The 20,532-nt window shown below is 68.5% G+C and carries 20 protein-coding genes; 12 read left to right on the top strand and 8 right to left on the bottom strand.

Translation table 11 applies throughout. The features are described from left to right. Window positions 1–481 precede the first annotated feature (481 nt). Window positions 482–2,491, bottom strand: coding sequence for a DUF6541 family protein (locus CFP71_RS24880; RefSeq protein ID WP_093936355.1), 2,010 nt, complete (start codon window positions 2,489–2,491; stop codon window positions 482–484). A gap of 81 nt (window positions 2,492–2,572) precedes the next feature. Between CFP71_RS24880 and glf the strand changes: the two genes are divergently transcribed. From glf to CFP71_RS24855, 5 genes are all read left to right on the top strand, one after another. Continuing rightward, window positions 2,573–3,799, top strand: a complete 1,227-nt coding sequence (gene glf, locus CFP71_RS24875; RefSeq protein WP_093936411.1) for a UDP-galactopyranose mutase — start codon at window positions 2,573–2,575, stop codon at window positions 3,797–3,799. Then, on the top strand, window positions 3,792–4,307 hold the full coding sequence (locus tag CFP71_RS24870) for a phosphatase PAP2 family protein (RefSeq protein ID WP_093936412.1): 516 nt from the start codon (window positions 3,792–3,794) through the stop codon (window positions 4,305–4,307). Before glf ends, CFP71_RS24870 begins: the two co-directional genes overlap by 8 nt. Continuing rightward, on the top strand, window positions 4,304–5,263 hold the full coding sequence (locus tag CFP71_RS24865; protein WP_093936354.1) for a decaprenyl-phosphate phosphoribosyltransferase: 960 nt from the start codon (window positions 4,304–4,306) through the stop codon (window positions 5,261–5,263). The genes CFP71_RS24870 and CFP71_RS24865 overlap by 4 nt, the downstream gene beginning before the upstream one ends. Before the next feature lie 97 nt (window positions 5,264–5,360). Then, window positions 5,361–5,759 carry a hypothetical protein gene (locus tag CFP71_RS24860; protein WP_093936353.1) on the top strand — a complete coding sequence of 133 codons (399 nt, stop codon included), beginning with the start codon at window positions 5,361–5,363 and terminating at the stop codon, window positions 5,757–5,759. A gap of 86 nt (window positions 5,760–5,845) precedes the next feature. Further along, window positions 5,846–7,351, top strand: coding sequence for a hypothetical protein (locus CFP71_RS24855; protein ID WP_093936410.1), 1,506 nt, complete (start codon window positions 5,846–5,848; stop codon window positions 7,349–7,351). Between the two features lie 77 nt (window positions 7,352–7,428). On the opposite strand, the gene CFP71_RS24850 is transcribed toward CFP71_RS24855, so the two are convergent. The 6 genes from CFP71_RS24850 to dprE1 form a co-directional block, all read right to left on the bottom strand. Next, complete coding sequence (locus CFP71_RS24850) at window positions 7,429–8,022, bottom strand: hypothetical protein (protein ID WP_093936352.1); 594 nt, start codon at window positions 8,020–8,022, stop codon at window positions 7,429–7,431. Next, on the bottom strand, window positions 8,022–8,711 hold the full coding sequence (locus tag CFP71_RS24845; RefSeq protein ID WP_093936351.1) for a hypothetical protein: 690 nt from the start codon (window positions 8,709–8,711) through the stop codon (window positions 8,022–8,024). Before CFP71_RS24845 ends, CFP71_RS24850 begins: the two co-directional genes overlap by 1 nt. Beyond that, window positions 8,708–10,198, bottom strand: coding sequence for a WXG100 family type VII secretion target (locus tag CFP71_RS24840; protein ID WP_093936350.1), 1,491 nt, complete (start codon window positions 10,196–10,198; stop codon window positions 8,708–8,710). The genes CFP71_RS24845 and CFP71_RS24840 overlap by 4 nt, the downstream gene beginning before the upstream one ends. Then, complete coding sequence (locus CFP71_RS24835) at window positions 10,195–10,686, bottom strand: YbaB/EbfC family nucleoid-associated protein (RefSeq protein WP_093936349.1); 492 nt, start codon at window positions 10,684–10,686, stop codon at window positions 10,195–10,197. Before CFP71_RS24835 ends, CFP71_RS24840 begins: the two co-directional genes overlap by 4 nt. A 71-nt stretch (window positions 10,687–10,757) precedes the next feature. Further along, the gene (gene dprE2, locus CFP71_RS24830; protein ID WP_093936348.1) at window positions 10,758–11,513 is read right to left on the bottom strand and encodes a decaprenylphospho-beta-D-erythro-pentofuranosid-2-ulose 2-reductase; all 756 of its coding nucleotides are present in this window, start codon (window positions 11,511–11,513) and stop codon (window positions 10,758–10,760) included. Next, the gene (gene dprE1 / locus CFP71_RS24825; protein ID WP_093936409.1) at window positions 11,510–12,880 is read right to left on the bottom strand and encodes a decaprenylphosphoryl-beta-D-ribose oxidase; all 1,371 of its coding nucleotides are present in this window, start codon (window positions 12,878–12,880) and stop codon (window positions 11,510–11,512) included. The genes dprE2 and dprE1 overlap by 4 nt, the downstream gene beginning before the upstream one ends. Before the next feature lie 101 nt (window positions 12,881–12,981). Here dprE1 and CFP71_RS24820 point away from each other — a divergent pair, with 101 nt between their 5' ends. The 3 genes from CFP71_RS24820 (at window position 12,982) to CFP71_RS24810 (ending at window position 16,544) form a co-directional block, all read left to right on the top strand. Beyond that, window positions 12,982–13,476, top strand: coding sequence for a GtrA family protein (locus CFP71_RS24820; protein WP_093936347.1), 495 nt, complete (start codon window positions 12,982–12,984; stop codon window positions 13,474–13,476). Between the two features lie 6 nt (window positions 13,477–13,482). Further along, window positions 13,483–15,408: a glycosyltransferase gene (locus CFP71_RS24815; RefSeq protein ID WP_093936346.1), complete on the top strand. Its 1,926-nt coding sequence runs from the start codon at window positions 13,483–13,485 to the stop codon at window positions 15,406–15,408. A gap of 122 nt (window positions 15,409–15,530) precedes the next feature. Then, the gene (locus tag CFP71_RS24810) at window positions 15,531–16,544 is read left to right on the top strand and encodes an acyl-CoA dehydrogenase family protein (RefSeq protein ID WP_093936345.1); all 1,014 of its coding nucleotides are present in this window, start codon (window positions 15,531–15,533) and stop codon (window positions 16,542–16,544) included. Window positions 16,545–16,707: 163 nt separating this feature from the next. On the opposite strand, the gene CFP71_RS24805 is transcribed toward CFP71_RS24810, so the two are convergent. Then, window positions 16,708–16,950 carry a hypothetical protein gene (locus CFP71_RS24805; protein WP_093936344.1) on the bottom strand — a complete coding sequence of 81 codons (243 nt, stop codon included), beginning with the start codon at window positions 16,948–16,950 and terminating at the stop codon, window positions 16,708–16,710. Between the two features lie 114 nt (window positions 16,951–17,064). On the opposite strand from CFP71_RS24805, the gene CFP71_RS24800 reads away from it, so the two are divergent. The 4 genes from CFP71_RS24800 to CFP71_RS24785 all read left to right on the top strand — a co-directional run bounded on the left by CFP71_RS24800 (window position 17,065) and on the right by CFP71_RS24785 (window position 20,502). After that, on the top strand, window positions 17,065–17,829 hold the full coding sequence (locus tag CFP71_RS24800) for an ESX secretion-associated protein EspG (protein WP_167406260.1): 765 nt from the start codon (window positions 17,065–17,067) through the stop codon (window positions 17,827–17,829). Between the two features lie 154 nt (window positions 17,830–17,983). After that, window positions 17,984–18,460, top strand: a complete 477-nt coding sequence (locus CFP71_RS24795; protein WP_244199818.1) for a hypothetical protein — start codon at window positions 17,984–17,986, stop codon at window positions 18,458–18,460. Between the two features lie 5 nt (window positions 18,461–18,465). Continuing rightward, window positions 18,466–19,014 (top strand): DUF3558 family protein, encoded by a 549-nt coding sequence (locus CFP71_RS24790; protein ID WP_093936341.1) that lies wholly within the window; start codon window positions 18,466–18,468, stop codon window positions 19,012–19,014. A 12-nt stretch (window positions 19,015–19,026) separates the two neighbouring features. Beyond that, on the top strand, window positions 19,027–20,502 hold the full coding sequence (locus CFP71_RS24785) for a hypothetical protein (protein WP_093936340.1): 1,476 nt from the start codon (window positions 19,027–19,029) through the stop codon (window positions 20,500–20,502). The last annotated feature ends 30 nt before the right edge of the window (window positions 20,503–20,532 follow it).

The raw sequence follows: 20,532 nt of genomic DNA, 5'->3' as shown, positions 1-20,532 counted from the left end.
CACGTCCCCAATCACGCGAGTGACGTGTCCGAGCACGCGAGTCACGTCTTCGAACCCGGCGATCGAGACGTTAGTGCTGTGGACTGAGGCTCGACGGTGGTGTTTCGGGCGCGTTGGTGACGCGGCACGTCACTCGCGTGATCGAAGCCGGATCTCGCGTGATTGGAGCCGGATCTCGCGTGCTCAGCGGCGGAACACCCGAGTGCTGCATCCAGATACGCGAGGACGGTCAGAGCGGACCGGTGTTTACCTACCCACGCCTGAACTGGGCGTGAGTGATGGTTCCGCGGCTGCCAGGGCGCGACGGTGAAGGAATTGGGACGTTCAACGTCCCGGATCCTCCACGCTCGCCAGCCACACCAGTGGGTAGTCAAACACGCGTCCGCCAGAACCGTCCTCGCCTCTCACGCGGCGAAGGGCGCTTTCACCGCGTCGCATGCGGGGAAAGCGCCCTTCAGCCCACGTCGACGGGTCAGGTCGTCTAGCGGGTCAGGGTGTAGATCGAAGCGCCCGCGTTGCCGAAGTCCTTCCGCAGGAAGTTCAGCCCGTCCAGATCCCGGAGCCCCGGCGCCGGCGGCTCGCCGATCTTGATCGGCGTGCTCCCGATCAGCACGTGCTTGATGTTCAGCCGCTTCACCGCGGCCTGCACCTCGGGGTCGGTGTCGTAGTCCCGGAAATGCAGCGCCAGGTACTTCGCGTCCGGCGGCGGCACACCGGGGTCGTAGTGCCCGGCGACCGGGTGGATGCCGGTGATCGCGTACAGCCAGGCCGTCCCGTCGAAGCGCTCGTTGAGCACCTTCTCGTCCGGTCCGATGTTCATCTTGGTCAGCTCGTTCATCGCGGCCAGTTCGTCGGCGCTGACCGGCGGCGTGACCTCGCCCTCGGGCCCGTTGTAGTACAGGAACGACACCGCGTGCGCGTTCGACTCGGTGTAGAAGCCCTTGGTCAGCACGGCCGACGCGGCCACGACGAACACGGCGGTCGCCAGCCCGAGCCGGGCGGGCAGCGCGGGACGGCTCTTCACCCAGGAGCGCCCGCTCGCCCACTTCGCGAACCAGCGTTGCAGCTCCGCCATCCCGTGCCCGGCCAGCAGGCAGAGCGGGATCGCGGCGAGCGCCATCAGGCGGTACCGGTCGTTCCACCACGGCCGCGACAGCGAGATCACCCACGGTTCCGCGCCGAACGAGGCGACCAGCACGAACAACCCCGAGAAGCCGATCGCGGAAAGCCCCACCCAGCGCATCCGGCCGAGCCGGAACAGGCTCAGGACACCGATCGCCAGCAGCACCGTCAGCCACACCTGCGGCGCGCTCAGCACCTGCCGGAAGGTCACCAGCAGCCCCAGCGACTTCAGCACCGGCAGCTGCGAGCCCCACGCGTAATAGGGGTATGAACCCGAAGTGAATTTCAGGGCGCCCAGGATGTGCGGCGCCGCGAGCAGCGCGCTCCCCGCCATCACCGGCACCATCTTGACGACGTCGCCGCCGATGACCCGCCAGCCGCGGCGGCCATCCGGCACGCCGTCGAGCGGTTTGTGCCGCAGCGCGCGGTACCAGCGCTGCACCACCAGCGGAAAGGCGAACAGCAGCGCGCCGAACAGCGCCGACGAGTGCGCCGCCAGCAACCCGACGGCGGTCAGCGCGAGCACGTAGCCGGTGTCCAGGCCCGGCCGCGCGAGGAACCGGGCCAAGGCGACCACGGCCAGCGGCGTCAGCACGATCCCGAGCGCGAACGGCAGCAGCCCGCTCGACACCGACTCGTACGCGCCGGTGGTGGCCGCGGCGGCCACCAGGGCCGTGCACCCCGCGAACACCGCCCGTCCGCCGAGCTGGCGGATCAGGGCGACCATCGACAGCGCGAAGATCCCGGCGACCGGCATGGTGATGGCGTTCAGCGTGACCGGGATCGTCGTCCCCGAGATCGAGTACACGAGCGAGCCGACCAGGTGGTACGCGTTCGGGTAGAACGAGCCGTCCGGGTACCAGTTGACGGTGCCCATGCCGGTCAGCGAGCCGTCGCCGGTCTCGGCGATGTAGCGGATGCCGTTCGCGTGGAACACGGTGTCCCAGCGCTGGAACACCGCGGTCGTCCCGCCGCGCGCCGAGAGCACCACGAGGATCGAGATGCCGACGGCCAGCGCGACGCAGGCCGCGACGGCGTAGTGCGCACGCGGGTGCCACTTCGTCGGCGGATCTTCGGCGCCCGGCTTGATCCAGCCGCGGCTCTGCCCCAGCTTTCTGAGACCGAACCCGATCCCGGCGAGCACGGCCGTGACCGCCGCCACGGTCAGGGGGTTGTACGACACGCCAGCGAGTGCCAGCCACGGACCGGCCAGCCCGGTTACCGTGTAGGACAACAGCGGGGCCAGCCCGGCGAGGGCCCAGCCGCGCAGGCCCGCGGCCCGGCCGACGAGTCCGCCGGGGACCGCCAGCACGGCGAGGTACGTGATGGTCGCACCGAAATACGACCAGAAGGTGTCCGGAGTAGGCACTGCTTCCTAAATGTGTCTGTCGAAGGTGAAAACCGGTGCTCGGTGCAGGGCACGGAGGTGACCTGCGTACCCTCGACGCCCGTGAGCGCGCACACGAACCCCGACAAGATTACTGAAGCCGATTTCGCCGGCTACGACCTCATCGTGGTCGGGTCCGGATTCTTCGGGCTGACCGTGGCCGAACGGGCCGCGGCCGAGCTCGGCAAGAAGGTCCTCGTGCTGGAGCGGCGCCATCACATCGGTGGCAACGCCTACTCCGAAGCCGAGCCGGAGACCGGGATCGAGGTGCACCGTTACGGTGCGCACCTGTTCCACACCTCGAACAAGCGTGTGTGGGAGTACGTCAACCGCTTCACCGACTTCACGAACTACCAGCACCGGGTGTTCGGCAAGTACCAGGGCCAGGTCTACCCGCTGCCGATGAACCTGGCGCTGATCAACCAGTTCTTCGGCAAGTCCCACACGCCGGACGAGGCCCGCGAGCTGATCGCCAAGCAGTCGTCGGAGTTCGAGACCGCGAACGCGCAGAACCTCGAAGAGAAGGCGATCTCGCTGATCGGCCGCCCGCTGTACGAGGCGTTCATCCGTGGCTACACGGCCAAGCAGTGGGAGAACGACCCCAAGAACCTCGGCGCCGACATCATCACCCGGCTCCCGGTCCGCTACACCTTCGACAACCGGTACTTCAACGACACCTACGAGGGTCTGCCGGTCGACGGCTACACCGCGTGGCTCGAGAAGATGGCCGAGCACGAGAACATCGAGGTGCGGCTGAACGTCGACTACTTCGACGTCCGCGAGCACATCCCCGCCGGCACCCCGACCGTCTACACCGGGCCGCTGGACCGCTACTTCGGCTACTCCGAGGGCCGGTTCACCTGGCGCACGGTGGACTTCGAGTCCGAGGTCGTCGAGACCGGCGACTTCCAGGGAGCTTCGGTCGTCAACTACAACGACGAAGAAGTGCCCTACACCCGGATCATCGAGTTCCGGCACTTCCACCCGGAGCGCAAGCACTACCCGAACGACAAGACGGTCGTGTTCCGCGAGTACTCCCGCTTCGCCGGCGAGGCCGACGAGCCGTACTACCCGATCAACACCCCGGAGAACCGCGAGAAGCTCGAGGCCTACCGCGAGCTGGCGAAGGCCGAGGCCAAGGACAAGAACGTGCTGTTCGGCGGCCGTCTCGGTACCTACAAGTACCTCGACATGCACATGGCCATCGGCTCGGCGCTGTCCGCGTTCGACAACAAGATCGCGCCGCACCTGACCGATGGCGCGCCTCTCGACGGGTCCCTCGATGCTTGAGAAGGGCGCGCCCACGGGTGAAGTGGCTGTCCTGTCGAAGGTGCAGGGCGTCCTGAAGAGCGATGTCACGGTCAAGGCGGCACGGGGTCTTTCGCACTTCGGCGAGCACAGCGCGGGATGGTTCGCGCTGGGGCTCGTCGGGGCCGCGGTGGACAAGAAGCGGCGCAAGGACTGGCTGGTCGCGGCGGCGGGCGTCGTCGGCGCGCACGCCGCGTCGATCGCGGTGAAACGCGTGGTCAGGCGGCCACGACCGGACCACGGAAGCGTCGAGGTCCTGGTCTCCACGCCGAGCAAGCTGAGCTTCCCGTCCTCGCACGCGACCTCGACTACGGCGGCGGCGGTGCTCTACTCCGGATTGACCGGGCGTAACCTGGTCCCGGCCCTGGTACCGCCGATGCTGGCCTCCCGGCTCGTGCTCGGCGTCCACTACCCGACCGACGTTCTGGCCGGAGCGGCCCTTGGGGGCGTAGTCGGCGGCTTGATACGTAGGAAGCTGAAGCGACGATGAGTGAAACGACCGAGAAGGCCGATTCCAAGCCTGACGACGTAGAACCCGTGGCCGAGGCCGCCGAACCGAAGAAGATCGCCGGCGGTCTCGTCGGCGGCATCATCAAGACGGCACGGCCGCGTCAATGGGTGAAGAACGTGCTGGTGTTCGCCGCGCCGTTCTTCGCCTTTTCGAAGTCGACGGACCGGACCGGCCTGCTGATCGCCGCGCTGATCGCCTTCGCGGCGTTCTCGCTGGTGGCCTCCTCGGTCTATCTCATCAACGACGCCGTCGACGTCGAGGCCGACAAGGCGCACCCGACCAAGCGGAACCGGCCGATCGCGGCCGGGATCGTGCCGGTCCCGGTGGCCTACGTCTCGGCGGTCGTGTTCTTCGCCCTCGGCCTCGGCATCTCGTTCTTCGCCAGCTGGCAGCTCGCGGTCGTGCTGGCGGTCTACGAAGCCGTCCAGCTCGGCTACTGCTTCGGGCTCAAGCACCAGCCGGTGGTCGATCTGGCCATCGTCGGCTCGGGCTTCCTGATGCGGTCGATCGCCGGTGGTGTGGCCGCCGGTATCGCGATGTCGCAGTGGTTCCTGCTGGTCACCGCGTTCGGCTCGCTGTTCATGGTGGCGGGCAAGCGCTACGCCGAGATCATGCTCTTCGAGCGCACCGGGGCGAAGATCCGGTCTTCGCTCAAGAAGTACTCGGCGAGCTACCTGCGGTTCGTCTGGGCGACGTCCGCGGCGATCCTGATCATGTCGTACTGCCTGTGGGCGTTCGAGATCCGCCAGGTCGAGCACGACTCGGTCTGGGCGGTCGTCTCGATGGTCCCGTTCGTGGTCGCGGTCCTGCGCTACGCCGTCGACGTCGACGGCGGCAACGCGGGCGAGCCCGAGGAGATCGCGCTCAAGGACCGCGTGCTCCAGGTGCTCGGCGCGAGCTGGGTCGTCACGCTGTTCCTGTCGTTCTACCTCTGATTCGACAGCTCGGACACAGCGCATCCACAGGTTGCGCACGCATCCTCGGTGGTGGGAGCGGGTAGGACACCTGCTCCCATCGACCTAGGAGCGAAAGATGAGCGACCCGCAGCGGCCGTCCGAAGACGAGGACAAGACGGTCGAGCAGCCCGCCGTCGGTGACGAGACCGCGAAGAAACCCGACGAGCGTCCTGCCGAAACCTCCGCCGCGCCCGCCGGGCCGCCGCCCGGGTGGGTGCCCGCGCAGCAGGCTCCGCCGAAGAAGGGCGGTTTCCGTCGCTTCGCCGGGCACCGCGCGACACAACTGGCCGCGGTCGGCCTCCTCGGCTTCATCCTCGGCGGCGGCGTCATCGGCACCGCCGTCGGCCTGGCTTCCCGTGACGGCGACCGGCCCGGTTTCTCCCGTGAACACCGTGGTCAGGACGGTCCCGGCGCACACCGTGACTTCCATGGCGGCCCTGGTGACCGCGGCTGGCGTCACGACGGGAACCGATGATCATCCGTCCGTGGGACCGTCGCAGGTGACGAGTCCCACGGAGGGTAGATAACGGAATCATCACGGCAGCGTGTACCGTACTCGTGATGCGAAGCGCCTCCGCTGAACTGCCCCAGGCCTCCGGTGCGCTGCCGGGAGTCGCCGTCCTGACCCGCCCCTGGGTGCTGCCCGCCGGGGCGGCGGTCGCTTCGGCCCTGGTGTTCGTGCTGGTCAGCGGGCATTTGATCGACGACACGTACATCACGCTGTCGTACGCGAAGAACCTCGCCTTCCACGGCCATTGGGGCCTGATCGAGGACGGCACCGCCAACACCGCGACGTCGCCGCTGAACGTCCTCGTGCTGGCGCTGATCACGTTCATCGTCCGGGACGCCGTTTTCGCCGCCGGGATCGTCTTCGTCGCGAGCCAGGTGGCGCTCGTCCTCGGACTGCGCTGGATCGGCGCCGCGACCGGTCTCCCCGGCGGGTTCGCCCCGCTGGCGCTGGGCCTGCTGCTGGTGAACCCGCTGCTGCTGTCGTCGGTCGGCCTCGAAGTCGCCCTCGGCGCGGCGGCCGTCGTCTGGCTGATGGTGCTGCTGCACGAACGCCGTCCCGCCGCCGCGGGCGCGGTGATCGGCCTGATCGCGCTGATCCGGATCGACCTGCTGCTGATCGCGTTCGTGCTGTTCCTCGCGCGCCGCGAATTCTGGGTGGGCATCTGGCGGATGACGTTCGCCGCGCTCGCGGTGATGCTGCCGTGGTTCGGGTTCAGCTGGCTGACCCTGGGTTCGGCGGTGCCGGACACCCTGGTCATCAAGATCATGCAGCGCTCGTGGGGACCGTTCAGCTTCACCAACGGCCCGCTGCTGTACTGGCGCAACTTCCCACTGGCGGCGACACTTTCCTTTCTGCCGCTCGTGATCGGCGGGCTCGCCGGTCTACTGTGGACGTTCCACTACCGTCGCGGTTCGGAGCGGGCGAAGCGCCTGGCGCCGTTCGCGACCCTCGCGATCGCCGGTGCGGCGCATTATCTGGCCTACTGCTGGCTGAACGTCCCGCCGTATCACTGGTACTACGCGCCGAGCATCGTCGGCGCGACGGTCTTCCTCGCCGCGGCCGCTTGCGCCGTCCCTGGCCGGGCTCGGCTCGGCGCGGGGATCCTCGCCGGCGCGTTCCTGCTCTTAAGTGCCTTCGCCTACGCCACTCCCGAGCTGCCGCGCCGGTTCGCGCCCATCACCAGTAACCACGCGGCGTCCGACGAGTACCGCCGGATCGGCTCGCAACTGGCCGAACTGACCAAGGGGCGCAAGGTGGAGAGCGCGGGCGAGGTCGGCGCGCTCGCCTACTCCTGCGACTGCGACATCGTCGACCAGTTCTCCGACCGCGGCTCGGTCGACCCGGCGATCACCGAGACGAAGAACCGCAGCAGCGAGCTCGGCAAGGCGCTGCTGGCGGCGAACTTCCGGTTCTTCGACCACAGCGTCCCGCCCGCGACCCCGGATCTGGTGCTGGCCACCACCCGCAAGGCGCCGCCGGCGAACGCCCTCGCGACCTGGACGATCCACTCGCCGTGGATGGGCACCCAAAGCCTCTACCTGCTCTCGGCCCGCTAGCCCCTTACGCATTTAGTCCTCTGAATGCGGTAGTTGGGTTCGCGAACTACCGCATTCAGAGGACTAAATGCGTGAGGTCAGCGGCGTGAGTGGGCGCGGTCGGCTCGCGTGACCGCCAGCAGGTCCCGCTGGTAGACCACGGACCCGTCGGCGAAGACGAACTGGAGCACCGGCCGCGGCGGGAAACTCCGACCCAGGTACAGCGCGGTCACCGAACGCACGACCCCCGACGGCATCTCTTCGAAGGTCCGAAAAGGCTGGGCCGGATCCTCGCCCTCCAGCAGCTTCGCCGGGTACACGACGGCCAGCCGCCGGTCGGACAGCGTCAGCCGCGCCTCACCCTTGCCCCCGGCGAGGTGGTCCGCGAGCCGCGCGGCTGTCTGCTCCGTCGAACGCGCGACGACCCAGTAGGCGATCGTCGGGTCGTCGGTCCAGTCGCCTTCGAGGACGTCCGGCGCGGGCAGCGGCCACCGCGTTTTCCCTGTCACCGCAGGGGTTTCCCGTGACGGCTCGTAGGGCAGCGTGAGCTTTCCGTCCAGCAGGAGGCCCACGTAGCCGTGCGCGGGCGGGCAGCCGATGATCAGGCGTTCGCCGGGCGCGAGCCAGAACTGGTGCAGTTCCCGTTCGACGATCTCGTCGACGGACTTCGCGATCGGAAGGGTGTTCTCCATCAGTTCACCGTCACCGAATAGAGCCAAGCGAACTGCCGGGGATCGTCGCAGTCGAACAAGAAATCCATCCCGGATCCGTCCACAAAGGACGCGCGCAGACACGGACGCTTCTTCTTGCCGTGTTCGGCGACCGCGAAACCGGCGATCCGATCGCGCGGGATCCCGGCGCGCGGCACCATCTCGTGCCGCGCGATCGGGACGCCCGCGGCGTTCTCGCCGTAGGTCTTCGTGGTCATGATCGCGGCGATGTCCTTGCCGAACCCGATCGCCTTCGACATGAACGACTTCTTCGAGGGCGTTTCCGGCGGCGGGACGACCCGCTCCAGCACGAGCAGCCGCGTGCTGGTCAACGCCCACAGCCGCGAAAGCGAACCGCTGGTGGACAGCTCCCGCACCGCCGCGTGCGCGATGCCGCCCTGCTCACCGAGGACGATGACCTGCGGCGACGGCGGATTCGACGCGCCGCCGTCATCGCCACCGCCCAGCGCGGCGCTGACCATGTCACCGGCGAAGTTCGCCGCGCCCGAGCCGAACTTCCCGAGCACGCTCTTCTTCGGGACACCCCAGGGATCGAGGCCGCGTACGTCGTAGTTCAGCGTGCGGCCGTACGCGGCCCACAGCAACCGTTCGCCCGGGTCCAGCGAAGGCAGGGCCTGCGACGCCGCCCCGAGCGGGTAGCCGAGATTCATTCTTCGATCGTGAACCCTCTGTCGGTCGCCGCGCGGCGCTCTTCCTCGGACGACGAATCCTGCGACTCGTTGTAGCCGGCCTTGACGCCTTGCTCGACGCCCAGCTCCGTCAGGTTACCGGCACTGCCGCGGAAAGCGGCCTTTCCGACACTGGTCGTCCCGCTCATGCCCATCGCCCGGAGCCCGGCCTCGGTGAGGTTCGTGGTGAGCGCGTCCGAGCCCTCGCCGCCGACGCCGAACCGGTCCGCGAACTTGTTGGCCGTCTTCGAGGCCCCCGTCGTCGGGTTGGCCTTCGTGACGATCTTCGCGAGGGGGTTCTTGTCGATCTGGTCGGCCAGCCGCTTCTGCAGCCAGTTGCCGTCACGCAGGCCCTCGGCGCGCTCGACGACCTTCTTGAGCGGCCCGTTGCGGAGCATCTTCAGGATGTCTTCGAGCTTCTCGATCAACGGCTTGAGCTTGCCGAGCAGCTGCTTGACCTTCATCCCGAGCCGTCCGCCGGTCACCGCGACCTGGCCGGCCGTGGCCGCGCCCGCCGCGCCGACCGAGGCGCCCGCCGTGATCCACGAGGCGGCCAGCGCGGCCAGCCACTCGATGATCAGGCCCATCACCAGTTCCTGGATGATGTCGATGACGATCTCGACGAACGCGTCGAACAGGTCGGCGGCGATCTCCAGGATCTGCTGCAATCCGCGGACGTCGTTCGCGAACGCCTTGGCGCCGCCCGAGAATTCGGTCATCTGGCCGCGGAACGCGTCGCCCGCTTGGCCCTTCCAGGCCTCCTTGGTGCCGTCGGCGCGCTTCTGCTCGTGCTCGGCGACGCCGTCGAGCCACTTGGCCGTCTGCTCCCAGCCCTTGGCGGTGCTGCGCATCTGCTCGGGGTCGCCGATCGCGGGCTCCAGCACCAGCTCGACCAGCGGACTGATCACGATCCCGATCAGGAAGCCGAGCCCGTTGTCCAAAAAGGACTGTCCAGGGCTCATCACGAGCTGGAGCTGTTCCATCCGCGCGTGCACGGCCGCGATCGCGACGTCCGGCGGGCTGCTCGCCCTGGCGACGTCCGAGGACGTGCTGACCCACGAGCTGCCGTAGCCGCCGTTCTGCTCCCAGAAGCCTTTACGGCCCGAGTCGCCCGCGCTGTTGAGGTCGCTCAGGCTGCCGGGGCCGCTGCCGCCGTCGTCCAGCCCGGCGCCGAGCCCGGTGATGACCTCGGCGGTGCCCTGGTTGTGCTCGAGGTAGGTCTTCGCCGCGGTGGTGGTCTTGTCGGCGATCTGGTCCATGAAGGACTTCGCCTGCTCGGCGAGGTCCTGACATTCCTGGAGACTCTCGAAGTACTTGAACGCCATCAGCTCGCCGAGCGGGCCGAAGCAGTCGTCGGAGACCCTGGCCTGCTCCAGCAGGCTTGCGAGGCTGCCGAAGTTCCCCGAGGCCTCTTTGGACCCCGTGGAGTGCGCGGTGAGCGCTTCCGTCTGGACGCCGAAGCCGGTCATGAGTCCCTCCGCAGGATCGGGCCGCCGAAGTCTTCGTCGTCGCTGGGTGCCGGACGCGAGGGACGCTGGGTGCGGACAGGCTGCTGCTGAACGGGCGCGGCGGGTCCGGCGAGGGTTTCCGCGGGCGGGGGAGTACTCGGCCCGAGCGGTTCGACGTGGGCGTTGAACGCCTCTTTGAACTGCTCCGCGCGATCGCCGAGGATCGGCTGGACGGTCTGCTGCATCGCGGCCGCGGCCTGCTGCGTCGCTTCCCTGATCGCGTTCAGGATGTCCTGCTGCAGCGCGGTGTGCGTGCGGTTCATCGCCTTGGGGGACAGCTGGAGTCCCAGCAGCGCGCCGGACGGGGCGACGGTCACCGTCACCGAGCCGTCGGCGTTGCGCGCGGATCCGCGCAGCCCGGCGATCTTGTCCTTCAGTTCCGCTGCTTTGGCGGCCTGCTCCTGAAACGACCGGATGGCCGCGTCGAGCTTGGCTTCCTGGTCAGCCATCGATTCCTCTCAACCCGGGGACGGATTTTCTCCGTGCCCGGGTGAGACGAATCGAGGTGTGAGCTCGTTCCCTAGATCGGGAGTTTCCGGAAGATCGGCCGGGGGATGTGCCGCAGGGCGGACATGACCAGGCGGAACGGCGCGGGCGACCACACCAGTTCCTTGCCGGCCCGCGAGGCGGCGACCGAGGTCTCGGCGACCTGCTCGGCGTCGACCGTCAGCGGGGCGTCCTTCATGCCTTCGGTCATCTTGGTCCGGACCTGGCCCGAGCGGACGACGGTGATCTGCACGCCGAACTCCGCCAGCGCCTCGCCGAGGCCCAGGTAGAAGCCGTCGAAACCGGCCTTGGAGGAGCCGTAGACGAAGTTCGACCGGCGGACCCGCTCACCGGCGACCGACGACAGCGCGATGACCTTGCCGTGGCCCTGCTTCTTCAGCTTGTCCGCCAGCGCGACACCCACCGAAACCGCGGCCGTGTAGTTCACGGTCGCCGCCTCGACGGCCTTCGCGTGGTCCTGCCACAGCTCTTCCTGGTCGCCGAGCAGGCCGAACGCGACGACGGTGACGTCGATGTCGCCGCCCTCGAACGCCTTGTCCAGCACGGCGGGGTGCGAGTCCAGGGCCTTGGCGTCGAAGTCCACGGTGGACACTTCGGCGCCCTTGTCCTTCAGACGCTGCGCGGCCGCGTCGAGCCGGGAGGACTGTCGTCCGGCCAGCACGACCCGGAGGGGGCGCTCGGCCAGGTACTTCTCCGCGATCGCGAGCGCGATGTCGGAGGTGCCGCCGAGCAGCAGCAGGGACTGGGGGTTGCCCACAGCGTCGATCACAGTTCCAACCTTCGGGACATGTCAGAGGCGAAAACGCCTTCGGGGTCAACGGAAGCGCGGACCTTGCGCCATTCCTCGAGACGCGGGTACATCTTCGCGAAGTTCTCCGCGGAGGTGCGCGAGTCCTTCGCCGTGTACAGACGGCCGCCGAGCGCGAGCACGTCTTCGTCGAGCTCCTGGCAGAACCGGCTCAGCCCGTCCTTGATCGGGAAGTCGAGGCAGACCATCCAGCCGGGGTGCGGGAACGACAGCGGCGCCGGGTTGCCCTCGCCCATCTGCTTGAACACGTTGAGGAACGACACGTGCCCGGAGTCCGCGACCTTCTGGATGATCCGGCGCAGCGGTTCGTGCGCGTTCAGCGGCGTGCTGAACTGGTACTGGAGGAAACCCTTGGAGCCGTAGGCGCGGTTCCACTCGCCGAACAGGTCGAGCGGGTGGTAGAAGGCGGTCAGGCTTTGGATCTGATCGCGCGCGTTCTTCGCGGTCTTGCGGTAGTACAGCTCGCCGATCGCGGAGAACGACAGCTTGTTCGCCAGCCCGTTCGGGAACACGTCCGGCAGGGTCGCCAGCGTGCCCGGGTTGAACTTGAGCGGGTCGGCCCGCAGCTTGGGCGGCAGTTCGTCCAGCTTGGCGAGCGAGCCGCGCTGGAAGGCCGCGCGGCCGAGCTTCGCACCCCTGGAGATCGAGTCGAACCAGCCGGACGAGTACGTGTAGTTGTCCTCGGAACCGTCGGTGACCAGCGCCAACGTCTCGTCGAGGTTCGCCGTGCGCTGGATGTCGGCCTTGAAGTAGGCCGTCTCCGTCTTGGTCATCCGGATCTTGGCCCGGACGATGATGCCGGTCAGGCCGATGCCCGCCACGGTCGCCCAGAACAGCTCCGCGTCGGGGCCGTCCGGCGTGATCGTGCGCACCTGCCCGTCGGCGGTGACCAGGTCCAGCGACACCACGTGGTTGCCGAAGCTGCCTGCCGAGTGGTGGTTCTTGCCGTGGATGTCGTTGGCGATCGCGCCGCCGATGGTCACCTGGCGGGTGCCCGGCAGCACCGGGACCCACAGGCCGTACGGCAGGCCCTCGCGCATCAGCTTGTCGAGGCTGACCCCGGCGTCGAGGTCGACGATGCCGGAGTCCGGGTCGATCGAGTGGATGCGGTCCAGCGCGGTCATGTCGACGACCAGGCCGCCCGCGTTCTGCGCCGGGTCGCCGTAGGACCGGCCGAGACCACGCGCGATGACCCCGCGTTCCCCGGCCTGGGTCACCGCCTTGGCGATGGCCTCCACGTCGGGGGTGCTCAGGACGTCCGCGATGCTCGGCGACGTCCTTGCCCAGCCCATGAGCGACTGCCGCTGTGTCTTGGGTGCTTGGGTCACGCCGACCAGGGTAACCACGCCGAACACTGCCCGGAACGTGACCCTGAAGTGCTCGCTTCTACACTTTGCGCATCAGCCCCAGCAGTTTATGAGGTAGAGCAGTGGTGGCGACCGACCCGAAAGCCGGTGCGACGGCAGCAGAGCCGTCCTCCCCTGGGCTGCTCGGGCAGCTCATCCGCTTCGGCCTCATCGGCGGCTTCTGCGCCTTGGTCGATTTCGGCGTCTACCAGGGGCTCCGTGCCCTCGGAATGGACGCGACGCCGTGGGTGGACATCGCCCGCGCGCTCAGCTTCATCGTGGGCACCACGACCGCGTTCTTCCTGAACCGCAAGTTCACCTTCGCCGGTGGACGCCAGGAGGGCGCACGTCAGATCGGTAGCTTCGTGGCTCTGTACGCCGTGACGTTCCTCGTCGCCGTCGGCGTCAACCGCACGATGCTGCACGTCCTGCCGGACTCGGCCTGGAAGGCCACTTTCGGTTGGGTCGTTTCGCAGGCAACCGCGACCGTGATCAATTTCGTCATGCTCAAGTGGGTCGTCTTCCGCGAGCCCCGCGCCACCGTCAGCACAGTCGTGTCAAGCACAGAGGAGAACTGAGGATTCATGCCCGGTAAAGCCGCCGTCACCGGAGAGGCCCCGAGCGCCATGGTGAGCACTGTCGACGACACCCGCTTCGCGGAACGCACCCCGCAGGGCCGTCTCACCGCGCAGCGCGGGCTTTACGCCGGCCCGGCCCCCATCGTCAGCAAGGACCTCTACGCCGAGCTCGAATGGGGCAGTGCCGTGCGCGAGCGCGCGGGCATCGCCATCGAGCCGGCGTCGAAGGTGTCCGGCAACACCTACTTCGGACGCTTCCCCGCGAGCTACTGGCAGCGCTGGACCGACGTGACCGAGGTCCAGGTCGAGGCCGTCGTCACCGGTGACGGTCAGCTGTCCGTCGGCGCTTCGGACATCGAGGGCGACTCGCGCGTGGTCGCCGCCGAGGTCGTCGCGGGCGCGAAGCAGCAGAAGGTGACGCTCGCCGCGAAGCTCGACAAGTTCTACGACGGCGGCGCGCTCTGGCTCGACCTCGAGACCGAGGGTGGCCAGTCGCTGCGTGTCGAGAAGGTCCGCTGGACGGTCGAGGCCCCGGAGAAGATCCGCCCGACCGCGGTGACCATCTGCACGATGAACCGTGCCGACGACTGCCTGTCGAACCTGCAGGCGCTCGCCGCCGACGTCTCCTCGCTGGAAACGCTCGACGCGATCTACGTCGCCGACCAGGGCACCGACCTCGTCGAGTCGCGCGACGGCTTCGAGCAGGTCGCGAAGGACCTCGGCGACAAGCTGCACTACATCAAGCAGCCGAACCTCGGCGGCGCCGGCGGGTTCACCCGCGGTCTCTACGAGGTCGCCGGGCACACCGAGACCGAGCACGCGAACGTCCTGTTCATGGACGACGACGTGCTGCTGGAGCCGGATCTGGTGATCCGGATGACCGCGTTCTCCAACCGCACGGTCAACCCGGTGATCGTCGGCGGGCAGATGCTGAACCTGCTGCACCCGAACCAGCTGCACGTCGGCGCCGAGTACGCCCGGCTGAACACGCTGGAGCCCGGCCAGCCGGTGACGCACTCGCTCTCGACCGCCGACCTGCTCGGCGTCGACGAGGAGACCCTCAAGCCGAACCGCCAGGAACGCCGCCTCGACGCCGGGTACAACGGCTGGTGGTCGTGCCTGATCCCGTACGAGGTCGTCAAGGCCACGGGCTACCCGCTGCCGTTCTTCTTCCAGTGGGACGACGCGGAGTACAGCTACCGCGCCCGGGGCGCGGGCTTCCCCACGGTCACCCTTCCGGGCGCCGGCGTCTGGCACGCCGACTTCCACTGGAAGGACTGGGACGAGTGGCACCGCTACTTCAACCTGCGGAACTCGATCATCACCGCCGCGCTGCACTCGCCGTTCAACCTGAACCTGCTCTCGCGCGTGCTCGTCGCGCAGCTGGTCCGGTACCTGCTCGGCATGCAGTACGGCCTGTCCGCCACGCTGATCAAGGCCGTCGAGGACTTCCTCGAAGGGCCGGAGGTCCTGCGTGACGGCGGCGTCGCCGCCATGAAGGAGATCCGCCGGATCCGCGACGAGTACCCCGAGACCAAGCGGCACAAGGCCACCGACGTCCCGGGTATCGCGTCGAACGACATCGGCATCATCAACAGCGCGCCGCGGCCCAGCATGCAGCGCCTGGTGCTGATCAAGCGGATCCTCGACCGGGTGCTCGGCCGCAGCCGTCACTCGCTCGGCGCTATCCCGATCGACGAGGCCCACTGGTGGCACGTCGCGACCTTCGACACCGCCGTCGTCACCGACGCTTCGCAGGAAGGCGTGCGGGTCCGCTCGTACGACCGCGCGAAGATGTTCGACCTGGCGCGGAAGGGTGCCAAGGTCATCCAGCGGCTCCGTAAGGAAGGCGCGGCGGTGCAGGAGCAGTACAAGCGCTCCATGCCCGAGCTGACGTCGCGGGACAACTGGAAGCGGCTCTACAAGCTGTAGTCCCCGCTTCGCTCCAGAGAGTGTCATGAGGGGTCCCCATAGGACGAAATTCGTCCCATGGGGACCCCTCATGACATCCGGAGACGCCTCACGGCCGAGTGAAGTTAGGGTAGCCTTACTTCATGACGGATCCGGTCGCCCGAGCCCAAGCCCTCGCCGATGACCTTCTCTTCCCGGCAGCCACCGAAGTCGACCTCAAGGGCGAAGTCCCTTCGAGTCACTTCGACGCCCTAGCCGCCGAAGGTTTCTACGGCCTCGCGGCGCCCCAGGAAGCCGGCGGTCCCGGCGTCGACCTCCCGACGATCGTCGGAGTCCTCGAAGCCCTGGCGGGCGGCTGCCTCAGCACGATGTTCACCTGGGTCCAGCACCACGGCCTGGTCGCCGGGCTGTCCGCCACCGACCGCGCGGACCTGCGCGAACGCTACCTCCCGGCCCTGCTCAAGGGGGAACTCAAGGCGGGCGCCGCGTTCGCCGCGGTGATCCCGACCCCGCCCAGGCTGCGCGCGGAACGCGTCGAGGGCGGCTACCTGCTCGACGGCGAAGCCCCGTTCGTCAGCGGCTGGGGTGTCATCGACCTGCTCCAGCTGTGCGCCCGGGACGGCGACACCGTGATCAGCGCGGCCGTCGACGCGGTTGCGGCGGAGGGAGTGGAGGTCCAGCCGCTCGACCTCGTCGCCGCGCAGGGCACGTCCACCGTGCACCTCGGCTTCACCCGCTATTTCGTGGCCGACGAACGCGTCTACGGGAAGACCCCGCACGCGGAGTTCGTCGCGGGCAACACCTTCCCGTCCCGGCTCAACGGCTGCGCCCCGCTCGGCCTGGCCGCCCGCGCCACCCGGCTCATCGACGACCTCGGGAAAGCCGACGTCGCCGCCGGGATCAGGGCCGAAATCGACGCCGTCCGCGGTCGGCTCGACGCGGGCCTCGCCGATCCGCCGTCCCTGCCCCCGGCCCGGGCGGCCGGCGCGGAACTCGCGTTCCGTGCCGCGGGCGCGCTGGTCGCGGCCAACGGCAGCACGTCGGTCCTCGGCGGACGACACCCCCAGCGGCTCGTCCGGGAGGCCACCTTCCTGCTCGTCGCCGCCAGCCGCCCGGAGATCAAGACAGGTCTGCTGGAGCTGTTTTCCCGGAGTTGACGGCCGGGGCGAAGGCGTGACTCGCGTGCTCAAACCCGGAACTCGCGTGTTTGGAGCCGGAACTCGTGTGTGCGGTGTCCAATCACGCGAGTTCCGTCTTCAGACACGCGAGTTCCGTGTCCGATCACGCGAGTGCGGCGCCGCCACCCGGGCACCGTCGGCGCTAGTGGAGGCCGAACACCCGGGTCTTGCGGTTCAGGTCGTCGATGTAGGCGGCGGCGACGTGGGAGAAGTTGATCGCCACCTCCGACTCGTCCTTGGTCTGGATCGACTGGACCGAGCCGGTCCGTACGAAGTGCGAAAGATCCTTGGTGAGCCGTTCGGTTTCTTCCGTCGTGAGCGCGAAGAGGAGCGGCTCGCCACCGGCGGCGAGATGGAGTACGAGCGCGGGTTTCTGGTCTGCCATGAACCCATGGCACCAGCACTGATCACGGCCGGGCAAGCGGGTTCGCTGCGGGCGTACCGGGTGCGTGGACTACGTTCATCCCGACGAACAAGACACCCGCGGGGGGAAATGGCGATGCCGCATTCGTTCTCGTTGTCGCTGGCGGCGGTGGACATCCTGCTCGAACACGGCCGGTTCGGCCCGGCGCCGGTCCCGTTCGAGGTCCCGCACATCGGCACCACGACCGATCAGCGCGCGATGGTGCGCGAGGCCGTCTTCCGTGACCTCGAAGGCCGCGGCATGATGCGCGGCGGAAGGCTCGACGCCGACGTCGAACTCGCGCTCGCCACGTTCGTCCAACCGCAGCTCGCCGTATGGGCGGTCGCGCAGATGGACAAGGACAAGCAGCTGTTCGCGAGGTCCGCGACGAACGGCCAGTTCGCGGTCGTCGTGCGCCAGGACGAGAACCTCCTCGTGTTCGAGGAGACCAGGCCGACCGCGATCGTCGCCGCGATCGTCGACCTGCTGCCGCTGACCCCGGCGGGTCCCGGGCAGTCCGTCACCATCGCGAAGCCGGCGAGTGCGCCGAAGCGTCCTCGCAACGACGACGCGTACGACCCCTTCGCCAAGGTCAGCGGTCCCCGCTCCCACGGGTCGAACCCCCAGCAGCGCCACGTGGAGCGGATGTTCGAGAAGCCGAAGACACGCGTGGGCCAGTTCAGCGTGTTCATCCGCGGCGGCCAGGCCTTCCCGCCGCTGGCGTGGTTCGACACCGAAGCCGGCCGGTTCATGATGACCTCGCGTCAGGCGGCCGACGGGCAAAGCTGGCTGACCTACGCTCCGGCCGACAACGCGAGGATCGCGCAGCAGCTGTACACCCAGCTCGAAGGCCAGTTCTGAGCAGCCGGGAACCGGGGTGAAGCCCGTTTCGTCACAGTTCGGGCGCGTTCCGCGGTGATCGGCGAATAGGCTCGATCGGCGTTGCGCCGAGTGCTCGGCTAGTAGACTGCCGGGCGGTACGCACGGGCGAGCAGACGATGCAGTGGGGCGGACGATGGCTTTCGAAGCGGACGGCGGACAGGCGGCACCGAACTTCTCGATCGGCGCCGCCGTGGGCGCGGCGGCCAACTACGTGGAGGCGGGTGGCCTGAACCAGGCCGCGATCGCCAAGGTCAGCGCCGAAACGCAGAAGCTGGTCTCGGCCGCCAAGAGCGGCGGCTTCAAGATCAGCGAAGAGGGTGTCAAACCGCTTCGCGAGGCCCTGGCGAACATGTCGGAAGAGCTCAGCGCGCTGAAGATCAAGACCATGGCGCTCAACGACGCCCCGCAGCTGGGTGGCCACCCCTACGGCAAGGCCGTCGCGGCCCACGACCACAAGGGCGCCGCCCAGTCGGCCAACTCCGCGAACGCGATCATCGGGCAGTTCGAGCAGGTGGTCAAGGACGCCGACGAGGCGCTGGCCAGGGCCGCCGGACTGTACAAGGGCGTCGAAGACCGCGCGATCGACGCCACCAAGAAGATTCAGGCCTGAGGACGATGAAGAAGCTCTACATGGTGCCGCTCGCCGCGGCCGCCCTGGTACTGGCCGCGTGCTCCAGCGAGAAGCCGGGGAGCGCCAGTCCCGCGCCGTCGGCCCCGCCCGCGCAGTCGAGCGCGTCCAGCGCCCCGGCCACCTCCGGTGGGGACACGGCGTCGGTCGACCCCTGTTCGCTCGTCAGCGCGGCGGACCTGGCGTCCTATGGGACGTTCAAGCCACCGACGAACGAGAACGCGGGTGGAGCCCGCCTCTGCACGCTGAACAAGGAAGCGGCGTCAGCCTCGGAAAGCCTCTCGATCGGTATCGGCGTCCGTGACACACAAGGGCTCGACTCGGTGAGCGACGCCGGGAACGGCAAGACCACCGGCAACGTCAACGGGCGCAAGGCGATTCTCGCGCCCAGGCCTCCGGGAGGGTGCTTGATGGCTCTCGAACTCTCGGCGTCGGCACGGGTCGACGTCCTGATCGCGGGCGGAGACACGGAGAAGGCCTGCGGGACCGCCGAGAAGGTCGCCGACATCGTCGAACCGAAGCTTCCGAAGGGCTAAGGGGGAATCAGGATGACCACGAAGACACCGAACCTGAGCGAAAAGCAGGTCTCCGACCTTTCGCCCGCGGCACGCGACGCGTACTTCCAGCAGAAGGCCGATGAGGGGGTCAACCCTCACGACGGCTGGCTGTTCGGTGCGGTCAACGACTTCATCGCCGCCGGGAAGGCCCGGCAACAGTCTCAGAAGGTCGGCGAACAGAACGTCGACCAGCTGACCAAGAACGGCGACGTCCAGTACGTCGAGGGGCTGGAGCCGTCGAACGCGGACTACCAGGGCTACGACCACACGAAGCTCGAACAGTTCGTCAACAGCAATCTGAACGTCGAGCAGGTCACCGAGGTCTCCACGGCGTACCACGACCTTCACAAGGCGTTCAACACTTTCTCGACGACCATGGACAAGGCCGTCACGGCGTCGCAGGGCACCTGGGAAGGTGACGCGGCGGGCAACGCGCAGGGCTACTTCAAGAGCCTCAGCAAGTGGTCCGAGGCGAACTCCCAGAACGCGAAGCTCGCCTCCGAGACGATCTACGACCAGGGCACCGCGGCTTCGACCGTGAAGAACACGATGCCCAAGCCGATCCCCTTCAGCTGGAAGGAGGAGGTCGGCGGCTGGATGACGTCGAACCCGTTCAACCTGGGCGACAACATCGACAAGTCCATCCAGAAGCAGAAGGACAGCCAGGACGCGCACACCGAGGCCGCCTCGGCCATGCACAGCTACGACAAGGCGCTGTACGACGCCGCGTCGAAGCAGCCGGCGTTCGCCGAGCCGCCCAAGTTCGGTGTGGACGGCGGCGGTGGCGGCGACGACACGGGCAGGTCCGGTCGCTACGAGGTGCCGCCCGGCTCGTCGACCCCGCCCGGTTCCGGCTCGAACCCGCCCGGCAGCACCTACATCCCGCCGGGCAACGGCGGTGGCGGTGGCGGCGGGGGTAACGGTGGCGGAGGCGGCGGTGGCGGCAGCCACATCCCCGGACCCGGCAGCAGCACGGGTGCGGGCAGCATCCCGTCGAGCACTACGCCGTCGGGCTTCCAGGGCAACCAGCCCCCGATCAGCACGCCCGGCCCGAACAACAACATGAACTCCATGCCGATGGGCCCGATGCCGATGTCGCCCATGATGGGCGGCGGCATGGGCGACTCGGAGTACAACGGCCGAGGCGGCCGCAGCGGCGGCGGAAGCGGCTTCGGCCCCGGTGGCGGTTCGGGCTCCACGCCCGGTTCGGGTTCCGCGTCCGGCGCGGCCCGTCCTGGTGGCGTCGGCGCCGCCGAAGCCGCGGCGGGTCGCGGTATGGGCGGTCTCGGCGGTGGCGCCGCCGGCCGTGGCGGACCGGGAATGGGCGGCGGCATGGGTGGCCGCGGTCAGCACGCGGACGGGGACGAGGACACCGAGCACCAGCGTCCGACGTACCTCGTCGAGGGCGACCCGGACGAGGTCTTCGGTACCGACATGCGCACCGCGCCGCCGGTCATCGGCGAGTAGGGCAGCGCCTCGGCAAAACTGAGATGAAAG

This window comes from Amycolatopsis thailandensis (assembly GCF_002234405.1).
Classification (GTDB): Bacteria; Actinomycetota; Actinomycetes; order Mycobacteriales; family Pseudonocardiaceae; genus Amycolatopsis; species Amycolatopsis thailandensis.
This window is presented reverse-complemented; position numbering and strand designations above follow the sequence as displayed.

Bases quoted from the DNA above. Each gene is read 5' to 3' on its own strand.
- CFP71_RS24870 (WP_093936412.1), top strand. From the start codon at position 3,792: ATGCTTGAGAAGGGCGCGCCCACGGGTGAAGTGGCTGTCCTGTCGAAG.
- CFP71_RS24865 (WP_093936354.1), top strand. From the start codon at position 4,304: ATGAGTGAAACGACCGAGAAGGCCGATTCCAAGCCTGACGACGTAGAA.
- CFP71_RS24860 (WP_093936353.1), top strand. From the start codon at position 5,361: ATGAGCGACCCGCAGCGGCCGTCCGAAGACGAGGACAAGACGGTCGAG.
- CFP71_RS24855 (WP_093936410.1), top strand. From the start codon at position 5,846: ATGCGAAGCGCCTCCGCTGAACTGCCCCAGGCCTCCGGTGCGCTGCCG.
- CFP71_RS24850 (WP_093936352.1), bottom strand. From the start codon at position 8,022: ATGGAGAACACCCTTCCGATCGCGAAGTCCGTCGACGAGATCGTCGAA.
- CFP71_RS24845 (WP_093936351.1), bottom strand. From the start codon at position 8,711: ATGAATCTCGGCTACCCGCTCGGGGCGGCGTCGCAGGCCCTGCCTTCG.
- CFP71_RS24840 (WP_093936350.1), bottom strand. From the start codon at position 10,198: ATGACCGGCTTCGGCGTCCAGACGGAAGCGCTCACCGCGCACTCCACG.
- CFP71_RS24835 (WP_093936349.1), bottom strand. From the start codon at position 10,686: ATGGCTGACCAGGAAGCCAAGCTCGACGCGGCCATCCGGTCGTTTCAG.
- CFP71_RS24815 (WP_093936346.1), top strand. From the start codon at position 13,483: ATGCCCGGTAAAGCCGCCGTCACCGGAGAGGCCCCGAGCGCCATGGTG.
- CFP71_RS24810 (WP_093936345.1), top strand. From the start codon at position 15,531: ATGACGGATCCGGTCGCCCGAGCCCAAGCCCTCGCCGATGACCTTCTC.
- CFP71_RS24805 (WP_093936344.1), bottom strand. From the start codon at position 16,950: ATGGCAGACCAGAAACCCGCGCTCGTACTCCATCTCGCCGCCGGTGGC.
- CFP71_RS24800 (WP_167406260.1), top strand. From the start codon at position 17,065: ATGCCGCATTCGTTCTCGTTGTCGCTGGCGGCGGTGGACATCCTGCTC.
- CFP71_RS24795 (WP_244199818.1), top strand. From the start codon at position 17,984: ATGGCTTTCGAAGCGGACGGCGGACAGGCGGCACCGAACTTCTCGATC.
- CFP71_RS24790 (WP_093936341.1), top strand. From the start codon at position 18,466: ATGAAGAAGCTCTACATGGTGCCGCTCGCCGCGGCCGCCCTGGTACTG.
- CFP71_RS24785 (WP_093936340.1), top strand. From the start codon at position 19,027: ATGACCACGAAGACACCGAACCTGAGCGAAAAGCAGGTCTCCGACCTT.